Source organism: Galbibacter sp. L-19 (assembly GCF_056857615.1).
Genome location: NZ_JBSXNL010000069.1, coordinates 1 through 23414, shown reverse-complemented (window position 1 = coordinate 23414; position 23414 = coordinate 1). Strand labels below are relative to the sequence as shown.

The window sequence follows — 23414 nt, the reverse complement described above, 5'->3', positions numbered from 1 at the left end:
TTGTTTACAAATTACATTGCCCCCTGTTGAGTTTCATTAAAAAAAGACCCTACGGATTGTTTTACCTCATATAGTTTATCAATATTGATACTATAACAGGTTTTTTTACCAATATGCTTCCCTATAATTAAGTCTACTTTTTTTAATTCTACCAAATGCTGAGAAATAGTAGCTTGGGCTAGATCTATATCTCTAACCATATCATTACAAATGCAATCTGGATTGTTGCTTATATACTGAAGTATAGCAATTCTGGCTGGGTGCCCCAACGCTTTAAACGTTTTGGAAAGTTTATTTTGCTCAAGTGTATGAGCTAACATTTTAGTAAACCCCATAATAGTTGTATTTTCTTTTTTAGCAAATGTAGTAATGGGGAAATGAACTTATCTTGACTTTTTCTATTACCTACAAAATAGTCATTTTACCCTCTAATTTTGTATTTTTCTCGAACCGTAGCGATGCTATGCTCCTTCAAAAATACTTTATTAACGAATAAAAGCACTATTTTTCGCTCAAATACAAAAAGTCAAGATAAGTTCAGTTATAAAAAATTAGTGCCTAAAAATAATAACAAAAGTTTTTAGGCACCAATTCTATAGTATTTAGAACCAAGGTTTTTTACCTACTTGGTATGTATTGTAAAATTCTTCGTCGGACTTTGTTAGATATATAATCCCTTCTATAAGACCAACTATTCCCATTAGACTAGCTCCTATTCCACAAGTAAAAGCTCCCAAAACTATTGTTACTGCCAACATAATAATTCCTTCCTTATTATATCCCAGAATAAATTTATGAATTCCTAAACTTCCTAAAACAACAGCTAAAATTCCTGCTAATATTTTTTTATTATCCTGACTATTAACTGCTTCTCGTGCATTTGTTGTAAACTCATTTGCTGTTTTCTTTGCATCGTTAGCAAAGTTTTCTGCGTTTTCCTCAAAAGAACCTTTGTCGTTAGTATCGCTCATTATATTTTTTTTAAAATTGGTTTAGTAAGCTAAATTAACAAAAATAGTCTCAAGAACATAACCTTAAATCGTTTTATTACACTGTTTTGTGTTTAAATTACCTTTTCTTAAAGTTTTTTTCATATAAGGAAATCCATTCTTCAACATTCATCTTTTTCATTAATTCAGAAATTAATTCAAAAGGAATCTGTTCAAATTTCTTAAATCGAACGCAACTCTTTCCCATATCCAGTTTTATATTGGTATGCTTTGGATATTCTTTTACAAACCAATTATAAATATTTTTATCAGCATAAATTCCAGAATGATAAAGTGCAATATGATTTTTTTGAGAGGCTATATTTATAAAAGGAAGAGGCAACTCTGGATTGCAATGGTAGCCACTAGGGTAGATAGCATGTGGAACTACATATCCTATCATTCCATAACTCATAGTTTCTTCTAAGCCTTTTGGTAGATTTTTCAAAATAACGTTTCGTAGCTTCTCAAAAGCCTCCTTCCTATCTGCAGGAACGGCTTTTAAATATTCTTGAACTGTATCTACGTCTAGTTTCACTATCAAAAATTCACATCTACTTTCAACCTAAATTAGTTGCTTCTTCTAAGTTAAGAAAATTCTGCTTTAATCTTATCTACAATTGTTTGCGCTAATTTTTCTTTACTTTCTATAGTCCAACCAGCAATATGTGGTGTTAATAAAACATTATCCGAAGCTATTAAATACCTTAATGCTTTTGGCATTTCATCAGAAAATAAATTCTCAAAAGATGCTTTTTCATATTCCAAAACATCCAATCCTGCTCCCAATATTTTTCCAGATTTTAAGGCCTCTACTAAATCGGAAGTCACCACACTTTTCCCTCGGGCAGTATTTATAAACCAAAACGATTTTTGAAAAGAATCTATAAATTCTTTGTTTATCATCCCCATCGTTTCAGGAGTTTGCGGAGTATGTAAACTCACCACATCTACCTTTTTCTTAAACTCAAGAATTCCCACTTGGCGGGCATTATCATCGCTCACTCCTCCTACAATATCATAACAAAGCACATCTACATCAAAGCCTTTTAATTTTTTAGCAAAAGCTTTTCCCATGTTTCCATACCCAATAATCCCTACGGTTTTTCCTTCAAGCTCTAGGCCTCTATTTTCTTCTCTTTTCCACATTCCATTACGCACTTCTTTATCCGCTCTATTTAGGTTATTAAATAAAGACAATAACATTCCCAAAGCCTGCTCCCCAACAGCATTTCTATTTCCTTCTGGCGCATTAAAAAGTTTTATACCTAATTCCTTAGCAACCTCCATATTAATGTTTTCCAATCCAGCTCCAACCCGTCCAATAAATTTTAGCTTGGTTGCCTTTCTTAAAAACTGTTCATCAATACGTATTCTGCTTCGAATAATAATTCCATCGTAATTATGAATCTTATTTTCCACTTCTTCTTGATTGGAGTTGTAATCTGTCTCGTTATCAAAACCTGCTGCTGCTAATTGCTCTATAAGTAGTGGATGATTTGTATCTAAATGAAGTACCTTCATTATCTTAAAATTTAATTCCTCTTTAGGGGTTTATTATTTTCTAATAAAAACTAAGACTCGGCAATATGAATTCTCTTGTACTGAATAGCTCGCAATCACTTCAAAAACCAATAGTTTAGTATTAGTTACAAAGGTAAACTTTAATTAAAATTAAACGAAAAACACATAGGTATTAAATAGTAAGAAAAGGTATAAAAGCCTTAAAGTTCTAATGAGTTGCTTTATAATGGTTTTTAATAATGCTTCTTAAAGTTGTAATTCTTTTCTCTTGGGTTTTAAACCGTTGAGACATATCTTCTTTTAAACTTTCTGATATTTCTTCTTTAATAAGAGCGGCTATTACAAAAGCATTTTTTTCTTCTAGAGCCAGTGCTTTTTTAAATAAATAAGCGCTACCATCTTTTACTATAAGCAAATTAAGAGCTAAGATGCTAATATATACAGAAATCTGAGTATGAGCCTTTAAAAGAGCTAGCTTTTGTTTATTCATAAAAGAATCATACATGTCTACACAAAAATCATTCTTAGTAAAAAAGCTTTCCTCATAAAAGATTTTAAGCTCCGAAGGAGAGATATAATACTGACATTCATTATACGTCTCTTTCAGCTTGCAGTTTATAACATACAGCTCAATAATATTTTTCTGAATGTTCTTATTATATGACTTAAATTCTTTCATAAAAAAAACTCCCTAAGGAGGCTCTTAGGGATTATAATTTAGGTAAAAATAATATAAGTAAGTATATGAGAGAAAATTTTTTACGATTTTTAACATTCTTTTCGTCAAACAACAATTTTTCCTACATCAAACACCTTTAAAAACCATTAATGTCCGAGTAAAAATACAAAACCACTTCGCTATAAGAAAAAAGACTAAATCTTAACTATCAAAGAATAAGCAGTTTAAAAAAACAACATTCCTAAAATCGTATTTTTATTCATTTTTTATTAATAGCAAGGAGTCTTCTTAAAAACCTCATTTAAACCTTGATATAAGTGAAGCCCAATAAATTCCGTTAACTTTTATCGAACAACAATAATTAAAACCCTAAAATCAGCTTAGCTATTGTAAAATATATCAATATCCCAAAAACGTCATTGCTGGTTGTAATAAAGGGCCCCGTAGCAACCGCTGGATCAATTCCCTTTTTATCTAAAAAAATAGGCACAAAAGTTCCAATAATTGCTGCAATTATAATAACAGTTACTAAAGCTATTCCAATAGTAGCAGAAACTAAATAAGACGTTTCAAACAAAAAATGACTAATTAAAAGTACTACAAATGCAATTGCTATTCCATTGGTTAAGGCTAAGAAAAACTCCTTAATCAACCTATGTAACATTTCTCCTCTAATAGTATCGTTTGCCAATCCTTGCACTACAATTGCAGAAGATTGAACCCCCATATTCCCTGCTGTTCCTTGTATTAAAGGCACAAATATTAATAATTCTGGATAGGTCCCCATGGCCCCTTGAAAACCATTAATTATACTCGCAGCACCCAGTCCGCCCAACATCCCAATAAGCAACCATGGTAAACGTGCTTTGGTTAGTTCCCAAACGCCATCATCTGCTTCTACATCTTGCGTAATACCTGCCGCCAATTGGTAATCTTTTTCTGCTTCCTCTCTAATTACATCTACTATATCATCAATGGTAATTCGTCCAACCAATCTTCCTAGTTCGTCAATTACTGGCACAGCTTCCAAATCGTATTTCGACATTAATCGTGCTACGTCTTCCCCCTTATCATTTACGGTTACATAATCCACTTTCGGAATATAAACACTACTTATTTCAGCTTTTGTAGAAGTGGTCAACAAATCTTTTAAAGACAGTCGCCCTTTTAATTTATCATCATTATCTACCACATAAATAGAATGTACTCTAGTTACATTTTCCGCCTGTCTGCGCATTTCTTTTACACAGGTAAGCACATTCCAATTTTCATTAACTTTTACAAGCTCTTTTGCCATTAATCCCCCAGCAGAATCCTCATCATAACGCAAAAGTTCCACAATATGGCGCGCATGATCCTTATCGTCAATCTGAGCAATAATTTCATTCACTCGCTCATCTGGAAGCTCTGCAATAATATCTGCAGCATCATCCGTATCAAGCTCGCTAATCTCCTCTGCAATCTCTTTTGCCGAAAGGTTTCCTAAAATCTGCTCTCGGATATCCTCATCAAGTTCGGTAAGAATATCAGAAGTTTTCTCACTATCGAGTAACTTTATAATATAAGTAGCCTCATCCAAGTTTAACTCATGGATAATCTCTGCAATATCGGCATAATGAAAATCTTCCATCATATCCAACAACGTAACATCCCCATTAGTCTCAATAAGGTGTTCAATCTGCTCTATGAGCTCTTCGCTTAGCTTAAATGGAATCATTTTTTACTTTTGTATTTTGGGCGCACGTCCATAAAAATGGCCGCCGGGCTATCCGCTATATCTCAGCCATACTTTGTATGGGCTGAGGATGCCGCTCCTATCCCTTGCGCAGATTACTACAAATCTTTTTCTATTCTAACAGTAAGTAATATAAAGTCGTCAACACTCATTTGTTCTGGTCTCCTATCAAATATAGTGTCTTCTTTTAAATTATCACTCAGCTCAAATGTTTTTAAACTGTTACGCAATGTTTTTCTTCGTTGACCAAAAGCCGACTTAACTACTCTAAAGAATAATTTTTCATCACATGGAAGCGAATAATCTTCTTTTCGTATCAATCTCAAAACTCCCGATTGTACTTTTGGCGGCGGATTAAAAACTTCTGGTGCTACGGTAAATAAATATTCCGCATCATAAAAAGCTTGTACCAAAACCGATAAAATTCCGTAGGTTTTATTGCCTTCCTTTTCACATATCCTAGCAGCAACCTCCTTCTGAAACATCCCTGTAAATTCAGGAATCTGATCTCGAAGTTCTAGCGCTTTAAAAACTATTTGAGAAGATATATTATAAGGAAAATTTCCTGTAATAGCAAACAAATCTTCTCCAAATAATAAAGAAGTATCATACTTTAAAAAATCGGCCTCAATTACCTTAAAATCTTTTTTGATGCTTGCAGGACGAGGATGCTCTAATAAGAAATTTTGTTGTAAATAAACAATAGATTCGCTATCAAGATCCATTGCAATAAGGTCTATATCCTTCTGTAGTAAATATTTAGTTAAGACACCAGTGCCTGGACCTATTTCCAATACTTTACTGTAATTATTTAGCGTTAAAGTGTCTCCTATTTGTTTTGCAACTTCCTCATCTTTTAAAAAGTGCTGCCCTAAATGCTTTTTTGCTTTTACTGGCGAACTATTGTCTACATTAGACTTTTTATAAGGTTTGTGCTCAAACTTCTTATTTTTCTTACTCATAGCCTTGCATTATGCTAAGAAAGCTTTTAATGCTCGCTTACAATTTCTAATTCTGTTCTAAAGGAAACTAATTTATTTGCAAATTTCCCTAAAGCTTTACTTCTTAAATTCTCTGCATCTTCTGCATAATAACGCTGTAAAGTGGCTTTATCTTTAGTATAATATTGTACAGAGTAAGTAATTCCTCCCATCTCTTCTTCCACCAAGACACGCGTCATTATAGCTTTGCTAAATTTTCCTGTTGCTATCATCTCCGGAATATGAACTTCTTTCATCCATAGCAACCACGCTTCATGAGATTGCTCTTCTATATTTGTTGTTACGTTATATATATACATGTGTTCAGTGTTCAGTGTTCAGTGTTCAGTGTTCAGTGTTCAGTGTTCAGTGTTCAAAATTAAGCATCTTAGCGCTAATTTCTCTTTTTAAAAAGAAACTTTTCAAATCTATTCCTTTGAGGCTCCTTCAAGTTAAGTCGGCACACAAACCCTAACAATACTCATAAGAAAACAACTTAATCTATTTTGAAGAGGCTTTTAACTTTTTGGCTACACCATCATAATAATCTTGTGTTACTACCTCCGTCCAAGTTGTTGGCTGTTCTCCACTATAAAACGCCAAGTATGTTACATCACTATCCTTGGAAGAAGAATGCCAATGTTCTATATTTTTTTCGCACTTAATTAGATCACCTTCTTTTAGAATTACAGCCTCTTTTCCTCTTTCTTGGTAATATGCTTCTCCATCCACAATTATTAAAACTTGTGCAGAACTATGTTTATGCCAATCCAAAGTTGAGTTAGCCTTAAAGGTTGCTTTTGTAATGTTATAGCCCAATTCTGTATCATCATGAATAATAGCATTTAACCAAGCTTCTCCAATATAATGAGTGTTTGGCGCTTTTGTCCCCTCCGTAAGATATGAGGAAACATTATATTCAGAATCTTGAGAAAACCCCAGTAATGAGGCTAAAATAAACAGTGTTAAAATTGAATTTTTCATTATATAAATTTTTAAAATATGTATTCTTTTTATTTGTTGCTTTATGCTTGCATACAACAAAATCCTTAAACTCTCTACGAAGGATTCACAGTATCACCTCGAAGTAATCGGTACTCTTTTCGGGCTTCTATAAAATAAATACTGTCTTGATGCTCAAAAATAATCCGTTCTAGTAACTTCTTGGCTTCTTCAGGTTTTGAAAGTTTATCTTTATAAATTGAAGCTAGTTTATACAATGCATCGTCCATAAGAATGTCGGTTGGATAAAACTCAATTATTTTCTGATAATTATATGCTGCCTTTTCATATTCCTCATGCTTTTCAAACAACTCTGCTTGTTTCAATAAAGCTTCATCTTCAATAGGCTCTCCTTTATGCTCTTTTAATATAATCTCCAACAATGCTATTGCCTTTTCATCATTGTTTTGATAGGCTAATAAATCGGCTTTAGCATATAACTTTAACGCTGTTTGTATAGAATCTTTAAGCTTATTATCGGATATTAAAAGTTTTAATTCCAAAGCATCATTGGCTATTAATTGTGAGGTAGACGATTTTAAGACTTTCAATTGGGTTTCTGCCCACTCAAAATCTCCTTTATAGAAACTCGTTTGCGCTACTTTAAATCGTGCTTGCTGACCCAAAACATCATTTTTTAATTCCTTCTGAACTTGGGAATAATAAATCAACGCCTGATTAAATTTTTCGTCGTACACAAATACATCGGCGGTAGTCATTTTTATTTGTGCTTCAGCAAACTTATTTACAGGTAATTTTAAAGCATTTTTTAAAACTACAATAGCCTCATCACTTCTATTATAATTAAAGGCTAAAAATTTAGCATATTCCAATTGTACTTCTAGCGTTTGCGGAGAAATACCATAAGCATCTAGTAGCGTTTTAAATTCTTGCTCAATTGTATTATACTCTTTTTCCTTAGTATTTTTAAGCGAAATAGCAATTAACTTAAGCTTTGCAAAAATTAGTAATTGTTGATCTTGCGTTTGAGAAATTATGAACTCTAAAATTGATTGGGAGATTTCTATAGCATTATTCTCTAAAGCTATCTGCGTTAAATCTATTAACCCATTTAACGAAGGCTCGGCAGAACGCTTATAAATTGCTTTTTCTTGTGCAAATGCGCTTTTATAATCCTGCTGCTGAATAAATAACCAACTCAACAATTCGTTCCAAAGTAAATTCGGATTTGTTTGAGAGCGCTGTAAAAGTATTTTTTTAAACAGTATGTTATTTTCATCTTTAGCATTATCGCTAATAAATGCACCAAGGTTTCGCTTTATATTTCCAATTAAATTTTCGCGTTCCAACATTAGGTCTAAGTACATTTCGTACATATTTTCAATGTCTCCTTTTTCTCCGTAGATATAAGCCAAATCGTAATTAAAGTTAAGCTTCGGATTTAAAGTCATTCCCTTTTTATACGTTTTTATAGCATAGTCCAACAAGGATCTTTTTTTAAAAGCCCCACCAACGGCAAAAGCAAAATTAGGATTCTCATCAAGACTCTCAACAGCCTTATCAAAATAAACATCGGCTTTTTTCTCCTGATGCATTAATTGATAATTATAACCCGTTTCTACAAAAAGTACAGGATAAATATTTTTGTCTTCTAACTTTTTCAACAAAATCTTCTCGGCATTTTCTAGCTGGTTTGCCTGCTGAAAAGAAGTCACCAAAGCCATAAAGTAGTTTCTATTATTTGGATTTTTATCGTAGAGCTTCTGGTAATAAACAATTGCTTTCTCAAAATCGCCTTTCTCAAAATACTGTTGCGCTATGGCTTCATTCTGGGCAGAAAGACCCAAAATTCCTATCAGAAAAAAAAATAGTACGAATAAAAATCTCACAGTTTTTTGAATATAGTTATTTCAATCTATTTACTTCGTTATACCATAAATATAACACTTAGATTTCAAATATAATTTATTAATTCAGTAGTCTGTAGGTAAAAAATGTTATTCGTTATTTGTTATTCGTTATTCGTTAATTGTTATTTGTTAATAGTTAATAGTTAATTGTTAATTGTTGTGAGTTATTATGCTTGTCTTTTATATTGACCTTTTTTCAATCTTTCGGACTTCAGACATCCGACTTCTTCCTTTTTCAATATTTCAACTAAATGGCGCAAAGATGTGTCAATTTGCTAATTTGAAAATTTGGAAATAAAAAAGGAGTCCGAAGTTGGGAGACAGTTGGTAAAAAAATGTTATTCGTTATTCGTTAATAGTTATTCGTTAATTGTTAATAGCTAATTGTTGTTAGTTATTATGCTTGTCTTTTATATTGACCTTTTTCAATCTTTCGGACTTCAGACATCCGACCTCCCACTTCTTCCTTTTTCAATCCTTCAATCTTTCAATGTTTCAATCCTTCAATCTTTCAATCTTTCATTCTTTCAATCTTTCCAACTGCCTTCTTAATTCTTTTTACTTCATACTGTATACTTCATACTTCAATTAAGAAATCATATCAAAACCAGTATAAGGAACAAGCACTTCTGGGATTTTAATTCCTTCAGGAGTTTGGTAATTTTCTAATATCCCTGCTAAAACTCTTGGTAATGCTAAAGAACTTCCGTTTAAGGTATGTGCTAAAACACTTTTACCATTCTCATCTTTAAAACGAAGTTTTAAGCGGTTTGCCTGATACGTTTCAAAGTTAGAAACCGAACTAATTTCCAACCAACGCTCTTGAGCTGTAGAATACACTTCAAAATCAAAAGTAAGCGCAGAAGTAAACCCTAGATCGCCACCACAAAGTCTTAAAATTCTGTATGGAAGTTTTAATTCTCTCAAAATACCTTGAATATGCGCTACCATTCCATCAAGTGCTTTGTAAGAATTATCTGGATGTTCCACCCTTACAATTTCTACTTTATCAAATTGATGTAGTCTGTTTAATCCTCTTACATGAGCCCCATAACTTCCTGCTTCCCTTCTAAAACATGGGGTATAACCAGTTATACAAATCGGCAAATCGTTTTCAGAAACTATTTCATCTCTAAAAATATTAGTTACAGGCACCTCAGCGGTAGGAATTAAATACAAATCGTCTACCCCAATATGGTACATCTGTCCTTCTTTATCTGGCAACTGCCCAGTTCCATAACCAGACGCTTCATTTACCAAATGTGGCACTTGGTATTCGGTATATCCAGCAGCGGTATTTTTATCTAAAAAGTAAGCTATTAAAGCACGTTGTAAACGTGCGCCTTTTCCTTTATATACAGGAAAACCAGCTCCAGTAATTTTTGCTCCCAAATCAAAATCGATGATGTCGTATTTTTTAGCAAGTTCCCAATGTGGTAATGCATCCCCAGCCAATTTAGGCACTTCTCCTTCTTTAAGAACCTCTTCATTATCATCTTCAGAATTTCCTGCTGGAACCGAAGGATGCGGAATATTAGGAATTTTATACAGCAAATTGGTTAACGCATCCGATTTTTCATTTAACTGTTCGCTAAGTGTTTTTGACGTTTCCTTTAACGTTCCTGTTTGCGCTTTTAATTCATTTGCTTTTTCTACATCGCCGCTTTTAAAATATCCACCTATTTCTTTGGACAATTTATTAGACTCGGCCAATGTGTTATCTAATTGCGCCTGAAGTGCTCTACGCTCTTCATCCAAGGAAATTACTTCTTCAATAATTGAAGCCGCTACATTTCTTACTTGTAGTTGCTTAATTACCTCCTCCTTGTTGTCTCTAATAAACTGTACTTGAAGCATGATTATACTTATTTAATTTATAAAATGAATGTTTTCTTTCAATCTTGCTCTTTTTAGGCAAAATAAAGTCACAAATTTAAACGTTTACGGGCGATTAAGAAATGTATTTCTCTTTTTTTATAATGAAGTTAAAATAAACTATTGGCGAGGAATACATGAAAAATTAAAACTTAATTTATTACTTATTTTGGATGGTATGGATAAATCCATTCTTCATGCTTAAAATAATGCCAAGGCTCCTTAGCAAGATCTACCTCTGGCTTTACAAATGCCTCATATTCACTTCCATTCACACTTACTTTACTAGCGGTGGCATAAACGCTTATTTCTTCTCCTTTTTCTTGATATTCCTTTTTTAAATACTGTGCAAATTGCCAAATCACATCTGGTTTAGTTGCTACAATTTTTTGTTGCTTACGCGATAAATAATCTCTTAAGTTTACAAAATGTGTTTTTCCAGTGGTATGATTTACCAATTTAAAAGTTATAATCCCCGACTTTCCTCTCAGCATCATTCGCCAACTTAATCTATGTCCTTCTTCAGTCCAAAGAACATTATCTTTTATAACCCAATGGCGAAGCGGCAAAAGTATTTGAACTACAAAATAGATACTTCCAAAAAAAAGAAGCGCATTTTTATAATTAGGAATTTCAATTTCATTTGCGGTGTATAACTCTTTTTTCTTCAGAAATAAATCTCTTATTGTTTTAGGTTCAAAAAAGAACAAACTAAAAGCTAGCGACATATATGGAAAGATTCCTATTTGAAACACGAAAGAATTAAATAAATGAAAGAAAATAGAAGCAAAAAAAGCCCATTTTCGGGTTCTCTTAATTAATAATAATGGCACAATTAATAAATCGAATAAAATACCTGTATAGGTAATAAAAAAATGTACCCACAGCTCTTGGAGTAAACCCCCAATTAAAAAGTAATCTGCTTTAGATTGCATTAGCATTTTTGCTACGGAAAGGTCTAACCAGTCTGGATATAATTTTGCAATGGAAGCATAGGTATAAACAATCCATACTTGCAAAATAATAAGCCACTTACACCATTGAGGCATGGATATTTTTTTAAATGAAGGTTTTTTTAAAGCATCCAAAGAAAAATACCTACTTGCAGGCACTAACAACATTAACAAACACAAAAGTAGGAGTAAGTAATAGTGATTATTATAGGAGTTTTTTTGCATAAAATACACTCCAGCCCACATAATGGTAAACCCGGCCATACTAAACCTATATTTATAACCTAGCATAACCAATAATCCAAAAAGCCCCATAAGCGCAAAATAGAAATACATTCCGTTACCAGGTAATGGCTGCAAAAAATCTAATCCGATAAAATTAAAAGTAAATTTCGGGTCGATTAAAGCACGTTTTACCCACCCAGTAAAAATAGCTCCAAAAGCCTCAGCGGCTATTAGAAACCCAAAAATAACCCTAAATACGGTTAAGGAAGCATTATCTATTCTAGTAAATAAAAATTTATTGAGCATGATAATTAGCAATAAAAGCTAACGTAGCTTCTTTATCTTTTATAAGTTGCTTTTTAAGATCTTCAATAGAATCAAATCGTTTTTCATCTCGCAACCTTTCCAATAATTCAACTCTAATTTCTTTATCATAAAGATCCTCATCAAAATCTAAAAAATGGACTTCAATAGTTTTCTTTTCGCCATTTACAGTTGGATTATACCCAATATTCATCATCCCATAAATAGTTTTGTTGTTGTATTCACTTTTTACAACATACACCCCAATTTTAGGAATAAGCTTATATTCTTCTTTGATATGAATATTAGCTGTTGGAAAATCTATTTGCTTTCCAAGTCCTTTTCCTTTAGTAATAATTCCTGTTAACATATAGGAATATCCTAGAAAAGTATTTGCTGTTTTTATATTCCCTTCTTCAAGCGCAACTCTAATTTTTGTAGAACTCACCGAAACCTCATTTACCTCTTCTACAGAAATCTGCTCTACATCAAATTTGTACTTTTCTCCAAACTTTATAAGGTCGTCTATGGTTGCAGTTCTATTTCTTCCGAAACGATGATCATAACCTATAATCACTTTTTTTGCATTGATACTCTCTACAAGCACCTCTTTTACATACTCTTCTGCGGTAAGTCGAGAAAACTCTTTTGTAAAAGGGTGAATAATTAATTGATCTAAACCTGTTTCTTTTAGAATTGAAATTTTCTCTTCTAAAGTATTAAGTAACTTTAAATCTGATGCCTGCTGAAGCACCATTCTAGGATGTGGAAAGAAAGTTAAAATAGTCGATTTTAAATCGTTTGCAGTTGCATTTGCTACAATTTTATCAATAATTTTTTTGTGCCCAACATGAACTCCATCAAAGGTACCTACAGTTACTACTGTATAGTAATTTTCTTCTTTATCAAAAAGATTACGCTTTATAATCACTTAAAAGCATTTAAATTAAACATCATCAACCACAAAATAACGAATTTAAAAGTGAATATTTAATTAAATTAAAAAAGGTATTTATTAATTTTTTAAAAATTGAAGCGTAAAAATGATTATTTTTATCACTATACTTTTCAATACATGAGAAAAATTACTCACTTTTTTATCCTTTTTAGTATATTAACAAGCTATGTATCAGTTTTTTCACAAAACAATTCTACATGGTCTTCTGTTACTATGCAACAGAGAAATATTTCCATCAGTAAAGAAAAGAATATTCCTAGTTTTAAGCTTAACATCCAAAACCTAGCTTCTCAATTAAAAAATGTGCCTAAAAAAAGTAATCAATTTTTAAATAAAACTGCAGGAGTAATAGTTGATTTTCCTTCGGGAAAAAATTCATTTACAAGCTATAGAATTACAGAAAACAATGTGCTTTCCGATAAATTAGCAGAAAAGTACCCTACTATAAAATCATATCGAGGTGTATCTGTAAAAAATCCTCTTGAAAAAATATACTTTTCTATGGACGAAACAAGCTTCCATGGAATGATTCGGAACCATAAAAAAACATATTATATTAACCCTTCCGAAGAAAAAAATGACCTCTATTATTTTGTAGAAAAAACTGCTGTTAAAGCTTTTGGCTTTGAATGCAAAGTAGAAGGAGCGCTAAAAACAAGTACTTCAAAAAAAGACACACAATACAGTCTTAAACCAGTAGACGATAGTCAGCTTAGAACCTATAGACTTGCACTTGCTTGTACCGCAGAATATGCTAAATTTCATACCGACAGAGCTGGAGTAACAAACGGAACAGAAGCACAAAAAAAAGCGGCTGTACTTTCCGCCATGAATACCTCGGTAACAAGAATAAATAGCATTTATGAAAACGATTTGGCAATTAACTTACAATTAATTGACAATAACGATGCGCTTATTTTTTTAGATGCTGCAACCGATGGCCTTACCAATGGCGACGGACAAGCGCTAATTGATGAAATCCAAGATGTAATAGATTTAAAAGTTGGTTTTGCAAATTATGATATTGGACATGTTTTTAGCACAAGTCCAGGTGGTGGCGATGGAATTGCCCAACTGGCTTCTGTTTGCACCACTAATAAAGCCAGAGGAGTTACTGGTTATGTAAGTCCTGTAGGAGATGCTTATGATGTAGATTTTGTTGCCCATGAAATTGGTCACCAATTTGGAGCCACTCATACTTTTAATAATTCGTGTAATTCAAATAGAAGCGGCGCTACTTCTGTAGAACCTGGAAGCGGATCTACAATTATGGCATACGCAGGAATCTGTCCAAGTAATGTACAAGGAAATAGTGATGCTTATTTTCATGCAATAAGTATTTCTCAAATTTGGGATAATATCACGCAAGGTACTGGAACCTGTGCAACCACCACTCCTATTAACAATACAGCACCAGTTATCTCCCCTCTAACTAACTATACAATTCCAGCAGGAACTCCTTTTGTATTAGACGCTGCAGTAACAGATGGAGATAACGATGTTTTAACCTATTCTTGGGAGCAACAAAATAATGAAATTTCTGTACAGCCTCCTCTGGCAGATGCAGATGAAGGACCATCTTTTAGATCGCTCCCACCCTCCTTATCTTCTAAAAGGTATTTCCCAGAAGAAAGTGCCCTTTTAAACAATAATTTAGCAGCAACTTGGGAGGTTATTCCTACGGTTTCTAGAACGCTAAATTTTTCGCTTTTAGTAAGAGATAACAACACTAATGGAGGACAAACAGCAAGGAGCGACCTCTCTGTTTCCACAGTAAAAACAAGCACTCCTTTTGCAGTAACTTCTCAAACAACTCCAGAAACTTTACAAGGAGGTTCTGTTTATAAAGTTATATGGAATGTTGGAGAAACTAATAAAATTCCTATCAGCACAAGCTTTGTAGACATTTATCTCATTCTTAATAACGATTTTGAAAATCCAATTCTACTATCCGAAAACACCAAAAACGACGGAGTTAAGCAGGTGGTAATTCCTGGTGATATTACTACCTCCAATGCCCGTATTATGGTAAAGGCTTCAAATAATATATATTTTGCGCTAAATGAAGCCACCTTAAGTATAGAGGCTTCCAATTATGCGCTTATTTTTGAAACCTTAGAATACAATATATGCAAACCAAATAGCTTATCCATTCCATTTACCTATAATAGTTATGGAACTTTTGCTGAAACTGTAACATTTTCAGCAACAAATCTTCCTACTGGATTAACAGTTAATTTTAATGAAACAGAAACTTCTGTAAATGGCACCTTAATTGAAGCGACTATAACAAATACTGATAATTTAGTTGTAGGAATAAACGACTTTACAATTGTAGCTACTGCTGAAAGTGGAGAAACAAAAGAATATCCAGTAGAACTATCTGTTTTTGAAGACTCATATGATGCCATAAATTTAATTGCTCCAGTAAATCAAGCCACAGAAATTCCACTCCAAACAGTTTTAAGTTGGGATGAGTACTCTAACGCTAATAGTTACAATCTTCAAGTCTCTAAAACTTCAGATTTTAGCTCCATAATTGTGTCTGAAACGTTAACCGCAACACAATATCAGCCTACAAACTTAGAAGAAACCACCACGTATTATTGGCGCATAAAACCAATAAACGCCTGTGGCGAAGGTAGCTTTGGCGCTGCGTTCTCTTTTTCAACTGTAAATATATCATGTGGAGATTACACCAACAACTCAACATATTACATCTCTAATTCAGGATCCTCCACAACAGTCTCAAATCTTAATATTGTAGATAATGGTATTTTAAACGACATTACTGTTACCTTAGATATTTCTCATACATGGCTAGAAGATCTAACCATTAGTTTAATTTCTCCTTCTGGAACTGTTATTACACTACTCTCTCAACAATGTGGAGAGAGAGATAACATAGCGGCTTCTTTTAACGACTCTGGGAGTATTGTAACATGCTCAGCCTCTGTTCCTACATTATCTGGAACTATAAAACCACAACAACAATTACAAGCCTTAAACGGAGAGCCCATAAAAGGAATTTGGAAGTTAAAAGTAGACGATGCTAATGATGAAGATGGAGGAAGTATTAATTCCTTTAAAATTGATCTTTGTATTAATGGAGGTTTTGATTTAGACACAGATAAAGATGGTGTTTTGGATAGTGAAGACAACTGCCCGAACACCCCTATGGGAGCAAAAGTGGATGTAAATGGTTGTGAGATTTTTAATCTCCCTATAAATAATTACCAAATAAAACTAACCGACGAGAGCTGTATTAATAGTAATAACGGTAATATCTCCATTGAAGCTACGCAAAATTACAACTATACCGCAACACTTACAGGCAATGGTGTTGATACTTCAAATACATTTAAAACAACTACCGAATTTACTAATCTAAGTTCTGGCACCTATCAACTATGCTTTACTACCGATGCAAGCACTAGCTACAAACAGTGTTATGAAGTCAACATTAATGAACCACTTCCTTTAAGTGTATTCTCTAGAAGAAATTCAACTGAAAATAAAATTTCATTGGACTTATCTGGAAGTGATCTATTTACCATCGAATTAAACGGAGAAATTTCTAAAACTAATAGAAGCTCCATAGAACTTTCATTAAATAAAGGAATTAATAGACTAAAAGTTTATACTGATAAAGAATGCCAGGGGCTTTATGAAGAGCTTATTATTAGCACTGGAGACATTGCTGTTTTTCCAAATCCTTTTACTACTGAAGTAACTATTTACACCCCTTCTCCTAATACAAAAACTGAAATAAATATTTTTAATATTACAGGAAAATTGGCAACTGCAATTACTAAAAATAGTGATGCTAATGGCCAAGTTAAACTCAACCTATCCCAACTTACAACAGGGATGTATATGTTGAATGTAACTAATGGAAAAAATATTAAAACCCTAAAAATACTTAAAGAATAAAAGCATGACAGTAAAGAAATATCTATATAGTATTGTATGTATTTTGTTTTTTGCCAATTGTGGTGGCGGGGGTGATGATGGACCAGCGCCATTACCTCAACCTCCAACTGCTGCCGAACTTGTATTCCCTTTGGAAAACTCTGAATGTACCGAAGGTGTAATTACAGCCTCCAATCTCAGCACCAGCACAATTACTTTTGAATGGGAATTAGCCGAAAACACCGACTCATACGAACTTACTGTTACCAATTTAAACACAAATAATTCTGAAACTTTTACAAGCCTTTCAGGGTTTCAAGAAGTAACATTAAACAGAGGAGTTCCATACTCTTGGTATATTACTTCAAAAAACTCAGAAACGCTTGAATCTGCAAAAAGTGCTATTTGGAAATTTTACAATGCTGGAGAAGGCGCAACTAACTATCCACCATTTCCTGCCGATTTACTAGAACCAACTTCTGGTTATACCGTTTACAGCACCAACAGTAGTATTTCATTTTTATGGAAAGCTTCAGATATAGATAATGATATTTTAAGTTACAGCTTATTTTTAGGGACTAATAATCCTCCAGACAATAGCATCGCTACAAATATTTCAGAACAAAACTTTGTATACGCAACTCCAGCAGTAGGCACTTACTATTGGCTTATAAAAACAGAAGACGCCAATGGAAACATTTCTACTTCCCAAGTTTCTGAGTTTAAAATAGAATAAACAAGCACAAATTAGGTGTTATTAAAAGCATTCATGGTATTATTAACCCCAGCAGTACCAAAAGATTTGATTAACTCTTTAGATTTCTCTAAACGCTCTTTCATTTGAGATTCTTCCTCCTGATTCCATTCTCCAAGCACATAATCAACTTGGCGACCTTTAGAAAATTCGGCTCCTACACCAAAACGAAAACGCGAATAATTTGTTGTTCCTAACTGCGTTTGGATATCTTTTAGTCCATTGTGTCCGCCATCACTCCCTTTAGTTTTTACTCTAATGGTACCAAAAGGTAAGTTAATATCGTCTGTAATTATTAATATATTTCCTAGAGGTATTTTTTCTTTGGTCATCCAATATTTCACAGCCTTTCCACTAAGATTCATATAGGTGCTTGGCTTTAAAAAAATAAAAGTTCTCCCTTTGAATTTATAAGTTGCTGTTGCCCCTAATTTATTAGTTTCAAAAGTAACCGATTCTTCATCAGATGCAAAAAAATCAAGTATCTTAAAACCTATATTATGTCTAGTATTTTCGTACTCAGTACCTATATTACCTAAACCTACTATTAAAAACTTTTTCATTAAATCTATATCTTCTATTTCTTTTTCTGAAAAGAATTTCTTTAAAAATTGTAACATCCCATTGGTTGGTTATACTACAAAAATAAAAAAGCACCTCGAAAAAGAGGTGCTTTTACATCTATAAAAGTTGAATGCTTACTCAGCTTTAGCTTTACCAGCAGCTTTTTCTTCTTTAGCAGCATCTTGAGCAGCTTTCATCGCAGCACGAGATACTCTAACTTGACAAACTACTGTATTCTCTGGGTGCATGATTTTATAATCATTATTTCCAACAGCTGTAACATATAATTTGTTACCGATTTCTAATTTAGAAATATCAGCATCAATAAAATCTGGCAAGTTAGCAGGTAATGCTTTTACCTTAAGTTTACGCTGATTCATACGTAAAACACCCCCAGCAATAACCCCTGGTGAATTTCCTATTCTTCTTACAGGAATTTCCATAGTTACTTCTTTATCATCAAATAACTGATAGAAATCGATATGCATAATTGCATCAGAAACTGGGTGGAATTGAATATCCTGTAAAATTGCATTGTACGTATCCCCGTTATCTAATGAAATAACTACTGTGTGCGCATTTGGAGTGTACACCAAGTCTTTAAATGCTATTTCTTCAGCTGAAAAGTGTAATGGCTTATCCCCTCCGTATAATACGCAAGGTACCTGTCCAGCATTACGTAAGGCCTTAGTTGACACTTTGCCCACGCTTTCTCTTTGAGATCCTTTAATTGTAATTGACTTCATTATATATAAAAATTAAATAATTTACATTAAAAATTTCGAGCTAATAGAAGTATTATGGTGCACTCTATGCATAACATCTGCAAATAAATCTGCACAACTTAATACTCTTACTTTATCACTCTTTTGTTTTGGCGGAATTGAATCTGTTACGATTAACTCCGTAAGCTTAGAATTTTCAATTCTTTCATATGCATTTCCCGAAAGTAATGCGTGTGTACATATTGCCCTAACACTTAAAGCCCCTCTTTCCATCATCAAGTCGGCAGCCTTTGTTAGCGTTCCTGCAGTATCCACCATGTCGTCTACCAAAACAACATTCTTTCCAGTTACATCTCCAATAAGCTCCATGTGGTCTATTACATTGGCTTGTTTACGCTGCTTGTAACATATTACCACATCAGAATTTAAAAATTTAGAATATGCGTAAGCTCTTTTAGAACCTCCCATATCTGGCGATGCAATTGTTAAATCCTCCAAATTAAGACTCTTTAAATATGGTAAAAAGATAGTAGATGCAAATAAATGATCTACTGGCTTTTCAAAGAACCCTTGGATTTGGTCTGCATGAAGATCCATTGTAATAATTCTGGTTGCTCCTGCAGATTCTAATAATTTAGCTACTAATTTAGCTCCTATTGGAACTCTAGGTTTATCTTTTCTATCCTGTCTTGCCCATCCAAAATAAGGCATTACAGCAGTAATGTGTCTTGCTGATGCCCTTTTAGCAGCATCCAACATTAATAACATTTCCATTAAATTTTCTGAACTTGGGTTTGTTGAGCCTATTATAAAAACTCTAGTCCCACGTACAGACTCTTCAAATGATGGTTGAAATTCACCATCACTATACCTAGTAAAAGATACTATCCCCAAATCTGTTCCAAACGCTTTTGCAATTCTCTCTGCTAAATCTTGACTCTGAGTACAAGAAAAAATCTTTGGATCTGGCACCGAATATGGCATTGTAATATCTTGTTTAATAGTTAATTATCGCTATCTCATGTAAAATGAGGTGCAAATTTAGAAATTTATTCCAACTCTTAAAGCATTTTGTTACTATTTTTAGCTTGAAGATTGAAAATATTTTATAGTTTTGCATTCCGAAATTGATAGAATTACTATTTTTCTATTCTATTAATTCAAGAATAATGCTCGAGTGCCTGCCTGCGGTAGGCAGGGCGGAATTGGTAGACCTGTCTACCGACAGGCAGGCGCGCTTTAAATTATTGACCATGATTACGGTATATGCAATATCAAGTTTAAAAACTAATTACATATATGTAGGAATGACAAGCAACCTTAAAGAACGCATTAACAGGCACAATTCAGGAAGAGAAAGAACAACAAAACCTTATCTTCCATTTGAATTAATTTTTTCTGAAGTTTGTAACGACAGAAAAGAAGGACGAATAAAAGAAAAGTATTGGAAATCTGGAATAGGTAAAGAGAAATTAAAAACTCTTAGAGATTCCACCAAATAATGCTCGAGTGGCGGAATTGGTAGACGCGCTGGATTCAAAATCCAGATTTGAAATTTAATGCCTCGGTGGCGGAATTGGTAGACGCGCCGGATTCAAAATCCGGTTCTAACGAGTGCGGGTTCGATTCCCGCCCGAGGTACGAAAAAAAAGCTTAGATGAAAATCTAGGCTTTTTTTGTGTTCAAAAACACCATTTTTTTAGCTCGGGTACAACATAGGTACAACATAGGTACAACATTTCAGTATTTTCTAAGACTAAATCTATTTTATCACTAAATACTATTATTTCGATTCAGTATAAATGAATTGAATCTTGAAATAATAAGTTTTGCTGAATTGAAACCCTATTTCTTTAGAGGGGAAGTTTATTATCATACAATATAACCGCAATTTAAACTCGTAAAATACTTCCATCAAAAGACTACGGCATAAAGCCGTTCGTACCTCTCTTTTTATTCCGTTTCCTTTTGAGCCAAGATTTTATCTTCCGTTTGGTTCCTGCTTAAATATTGTTTAATCATGCCTGTCGGCGGACAGGTCTAAAATTTGAGTATTATGACAACAAAAGCAGTTAAACCCAGAAGGAACGGAAAAGTCAATGCGACCGTTAAAAAAGAAGTCAAAGGGAAATTGACACAAAAGTCAATCGGACTGGAAATTCAAAATCTAAATATCGACAAGGTAATTCCAGACCAGATGCAACCCAGAAAGACTTTCAACGAACTATTGTTAAAAGAGCTTTCGGAAAGCATCGAAAAACACGGCGTACTTCAACCTATTACAGTACGAAAGTCAAAAAATGATTATGTCATCGTGATGGGCGAACGTCGCTATCGTGCCAGTAAGTTGGCTGGCAAGAAAACGATACCGTGCATCATTAGCGAATATGAAAGTGGTGACATCTTGGAAATTCAAATTATCGAAAATTTACAGAGACAAGATGTAGAACCTACAGAGGAAGCAGATGCCATTGCTTATCTAAGTGAAAAATATGCGCCGATTGAGATTGCGAAGCGATTGGGCAGAAGCGATAATTTCATCAGACAGCGACTAAAATTAGCTGGACTTATAGAAGGTTTCAAGATATTCGTTCGCAAGGGCGAAATGACCATTTCATTAGGTGTCGGTGTCGCACTTTTTGAGCCGGAAGAACAACAGTTGATGTTGGAAACGATGGGCGAAGAATTTAGTGCGCATCAAATCAATAGAATGATAAAAAATCAGACCTATGATTTAGAGAAAGCACCGTTTGATGTTCAAGATTCAACATTGGTTGCAAAAGCTGGGGCGTGCACTATGTGTCCGTTCAATGCCGCGAATCAAGGGAATCTATTTGGGGATGGTAAAATGGTCTGCACAAAATCATCCTGTTACGAATCCAAGAAAAGTAAATCATTCTTAAACCTGACTGAGAAATCTAAGAAAGAGAATGTGCTATTGATTCCTGAAATACGTAAGTATTGGGCAGATGACGAACGTAATCAGTTGGTCATCTCACAGCTAGAAAAAAATGGTTTGAAGGTCTATCTGCTTGACGATGTTGAAATCATTGAAAAACCAATTGAGCCAACATTGGAAGCCATAAAAGAGGAATATCGAAATTACGACTACAATGAAGACGAGCTAAAAGAAGACTTTGACGAGGCTATCAAGACCTACAACGAAGAATTGGAAAAATACAATACAGCTACAGCCAATGGATTTAGAAATGGCATCGTTTTTCATCCTGAATCGTATCTACACAAAGAAGTATTCGTTAAGGTTATAGAAAAATCCCAAGAGGAAAGCGAAGTACGTTCCGTTCCGTTATCGAACAGAAAAATGGATGATTGCTCACCAGATGAACAAATCATCAAAATTAACGAAAGGGAAATCCGGAAGAAACAAATCGAGAACAACCGTTTATTTGAAGAAGTTGTCGGAATGATTCGGAAGACCAACTACATCGAGACCAAGAAAACGCTTTCGATGGATGAAATGGTCGCCTTTTCAATTTCGCTCTACGAAAACAATGTGGACTACTTAAGTCAGCAAAAGTACTTTTCAGGATTATTAGGCGATACATCAAAGCTATCCAAAGTTGAAATCGTTGAAAATTTCAAGAAGAAGTTCAAAAAAGAATTTTTTCATAAACTGATACGGTATATGCTTACCAAGCAAGTGCATTTTGGCGAAAGTAATCATACCAATAATTTAACGAATATATCATTCTACAATGCCATACAAGGATATCATAAAACTAAGATTACCGATATCAAAAAGCAATACATTGAAAAAAGGGATATACGTGAAGAAAGTTTAAAAGCCAGAATAGCAGTTCTTGAAAAGGAAATCAAGGAATTGACAGCGTAGCTTTTGTTGTGAGAGGAAGAGTCGGCATTCGTGCTGGCTCTTCTTTTTTTTTAGATAAGTTTTTGTGGGAATGAAGTACTACAAAAGGAAGAAATAATCAATCAATAGTAGCGCAAAGGTAAACTCGTAAAATACACCCATCAAAAGACTACGGCATAAAGCCGTTCGCCTACTCTCTATTTATTCCGTTTCCTTTTGAGCTGAGATTTTAGCTTCCGTTTGGGTTCTGCTCAAATATTGTTTAATCTAAATTCAAAAGCTATGTTGGAAATTCTTGCCAAACTGACCCATGTAATCCTGCGAAAGTGACCCACTGAATCCTATTTAAAGTGACCCGGGTATTCCTGTCTAAATTGACCCACCTCTAGAAAGTGGACTTGCAACAAAAAACTAGACAAAGAGAAAAGAGATTATGCTGCTAATTTTTGATTGTACATATCTGTTTCAAACTCATCAATAGATTTTAATCCTAAAGCTGAGTGTAATCTTTTTCTATTATACCAAGTTTCTAT

At 33.7% G+C, this 23414-nt stretch carries 20 protein-coding genes and 1 tRNA gene; 5 read left to right on the top strand and 16 right to left on the bottom strand.

Features of this window, described 5'->3' with window-relative positions; translation table 11 throughout:
• Window positions 1-11 precede the first annotated feature (11 nt).
• The 13 genes from AC13CQ_RS15595 to AC13CQ_RS15535 form a co-directional block, all read right to left on the bottom strand.
• Entirely contained in the window at window positions 12-335 is a 324-nt protein-coding gene (locus AC13CQ_RS15595) for an ArsR/SmtB family transcription factor (protein WP_008610887.1), read from the bottom strand.
• Window positions 336-602: 267 nt separating this feature from the next.
• The gene (locus AC13CQ_RS15590) at window positions 603-971 is read right to left on the bottom strand and encodes a TM2 domain-containing protein (protein ID WP_008610888.1); all 369 of its coding nucleotides are present in this window, start codon (window positions 969-971) and stop codon (window positions 603-605) included.
• A 97-nt stretch (window positions 972-1068) separates the two neighbouring features.
• On the bottom strand, window positions 1069-1527 hold the full coding sequence (locus AC13CQ_RS15585) for a DUF1801 domain-containing protein (RefSeq protein ID WP_008610891.1): 459 nt from the start codon (window positions 1525-1527) through the stop codon (window positions 1069-1071).
• Window positions 1528-1577: 50 nt separating this feature from the next.
• On the bottom strand, window positions 1578-2513 hold the full coding sequence (locus AC13CQ_RS15580; protein WP_337901386.1) for a 2-hydroxyacid dehydrogenase: 936 nt from the start codon (window positions 2511-2513) through the stop codon (window positions 1578-1580).
• Window positions 2514-2721: 208 nt separating this feature from the next.
• Complete coding sequence (locus AC13CQ_RS15575; protein WP_456867867.1) at window positions 2722-3192, bottom strand: hypothetical protein; 471 nt, start codon at window positions 3190-3192, stop codon at window positions 2722-2724.
• 361 nt (window positions 3193-3553) lie between these two features.
• The gene (gene mgtE, locus AC13CQ_RS15570) at window positions 3554-4909 is read right to left on the bottom strand and encodes a magnesium transporter (protein ID WP_008610896.1); all 1356 of its coding nucleotides are present in this window, start codon (window positions 4907-4909) and stop codon (window positions 3554-3556) included.
• A gap of 116 nt (window positions 4910-5025) precedes the next feature.
• On the bottom strand, window positions 5026-5889 hold the full coding sequence (rsmA, locus tag AC13CQ_RS15565) for a 16S rRNA (adenine(1518)-N(6)/adenine(1519)-N(6))-dimethyltransferase RsmA (protein WP_008610897.1): 864 nt from the start codon (window positions 5887-5889) through the stop codon (window positions 5026-5028).
• Between the two features lie 26 nt (window positions 5890-5915).
• On the bottom strand, window positions 5916-6227 hold the full coding sequence (locus tag AC13CQ_RS15560; protein WP_008610898.1) for a DUF4286 family protein: 312 nt from the start codon (window positions 6225-6227) through the stop codon (window positions 5916-5918).
• A 181-nt stretch (window positions 6228-6408) separates the two neighbouring features.
• The gene (locus AC13CQ_RS15555) at window positions 6409-6891 is read right to left on the bottom strand and encodes a cupin domain-containing protein (RefSeq protein WP_008610899.1); all 483 of its coding nucleotides are present in this window, start codon (window positions 6889-6891) and stop codon (window positions 6409-6411) included.
• 74 nt (window positions 6892-6965) lie between these two features.
• Entirely contained in the window at window positions 6966-8759 is a 1794-nt protein-coding gene (locus AC13CQ_RS15550) for a tetratricopeptide repeat protein (RefSeq protein WP_335587593.1), read from the bottom strand.
• A gap of 609 nt (window positions 8760-9368) precedes the next feature.
• The gene (gene serS, locus AC13CQ_RS15545) at window positions 9369-10637 is read right to left on the bottom strand and encodes a serine--tRNA ligase (protein ID WP_482882967.1); all 1269 of its coding nucleotides are present in this window, start codon (window positions 10635-10637) and stop codon (window positions 9369-9371) included.
• Window positions 10638-10819: 182 nt separating this feature from the next.
• Window positions 10820-12139: an HTTM domain-containing protein gene (locus tag AC13CQ_RS15540; RefSeq protein WP_482882966.1), complete on the bottom strand. Its 1320-nt coding sequence runs from the start codon at window positions 12137-12139 to the stop codon at window positions 10820-10822.
• Complete coding sequence (locus AC13CQ_RS15535; protein ID WP_335587595.1) at window positions 12129-13067, bottom strand: bifunctional riboflavin kinase/FAD synthetase; 939 nt, start codon at window positions 13065-13067, stop codon at window positions 12129-12131. The genes AC13CQ_RS15540 and AC13CQ_RS15535 overlap by 11 nt, the downstream gene beginning before the upstream one ends.
• Window positions 13068-13211: 144 nt before the next feature.
• Here AC13CQ_RS15535 and AC13CQ_RS15530 point away from each other — a divergent pair, with 144 nt between their 5' ends.
• Both AC13CQ_RS15530 and AC13CQ_RS15525 read left to right on the top strand, forming a co-directional pair.
• Window positions 13212-17027, top strand: a complete 3816-nt coding sequence (locus tag AC13CQ_RS15530; protein WP_482882965.1) for a reprolysin-like metallopeptidase — start codon at window positions 13212-13214, stop codon at window positions 17025-17027.
• Window positions 17028-17031: 4 nt separating this feature from the next.
• On the top strand, window positions 17032-17742 hold the full coding sequence (locus AC13CQ_RS15525) for a hypothetical protein (protein ID WP_008610909.1): 711 nt from the start codon (window positions 17032-17034) through the stop codon (window positions 17740-17742).
• Between the two features lie 11 nt (window positions 17743-17753).
• Here AC13CQ_RS15525 and pth read toward each other — a convergent pair whose 3' ends face one another.
• The 3 genes from pth to AC13CQ_RS15510 form a co-directional block, all read right to left on the bottom strand.
• Complete coding sequence (gene pth, locus AC13CQ_RS15520) at window positions 17754-18380, bottom strand: aminoacyl-tRNA hydrolase (protein ID WP_337901380.1); 627 nt, start codon at window positions 18378-18380, stop codon at window positions 17754-17756.
• 78 nt (window positions 18381-18458) lie between these two features.
• Window positions 18459-19070, bottom strand: a complete 612-nt coding sequence (locus AC13CQ_RS15515; protein ID WP_482882964.1) for a 50S ribosomal protein L25/general stress protein Ctc — start codon at window positions 19068-19070, stop codon at window positions 18459-18461.
• Window positions 19071-19091: 21 nt separating this feature from the next.
• On the bottom strand, window positions 19092-20033 hold the full coding sequence (locus AC13CQ_RS15510; protein WP_008610912.1) for a ribose-phosphate pyrophosphokinase: 942 nt from the start codon (window positions 20031-20033) through the stop codon (window positions 19092-19094).
• 185 nt (window positions 20034-20218) lie between these two features.
• Here AC13CQ_RS15510 and AC13CQ_RS15505 point away from each other — a divergent pair, with 185 nt between their 5' ends.
• The 3 genes from AC13CQ_RS15505 (at window position 20219) to AC13CQ_RS15495 (ending at window position 22902) form a co-directional block, all read left to right on the top strand.
• Window positions 20219-20551 carry a GIY-YIG nuclease family protein gene (locus AC13CQ_RS15505; protein ID WP_337901379.1) on the top strand — a complete coding sequence of 111 codons (333 nt, stop codon included), beginning with the start codon at window positions 20219-20221 and terminating at the stop codon, window positions 20549-20551.
• A 59-nt stretch (window positions 20552-20610) separates the two neighbouring features.
• Window positions 20611-20690: transfer RNA gene (locus tag AC13CQ_RS15500), tRNA-Leu, on the top strand.
• 415 nt (window positions 20691-21105) lie between these two features.
• Complete coding sequence (locus tag AC13CQ_RS15495; RefSeq protein WP_482882963.1) at window positions 21106-22902, top strand: ParB/RepB/Spo0J family partition protein; 1797 nt, start codon at window positions 21106-21108, stop codon at window positions 22900-22902.
• Window positions 22903-23414: the final 512 nt, after the last annotated feature.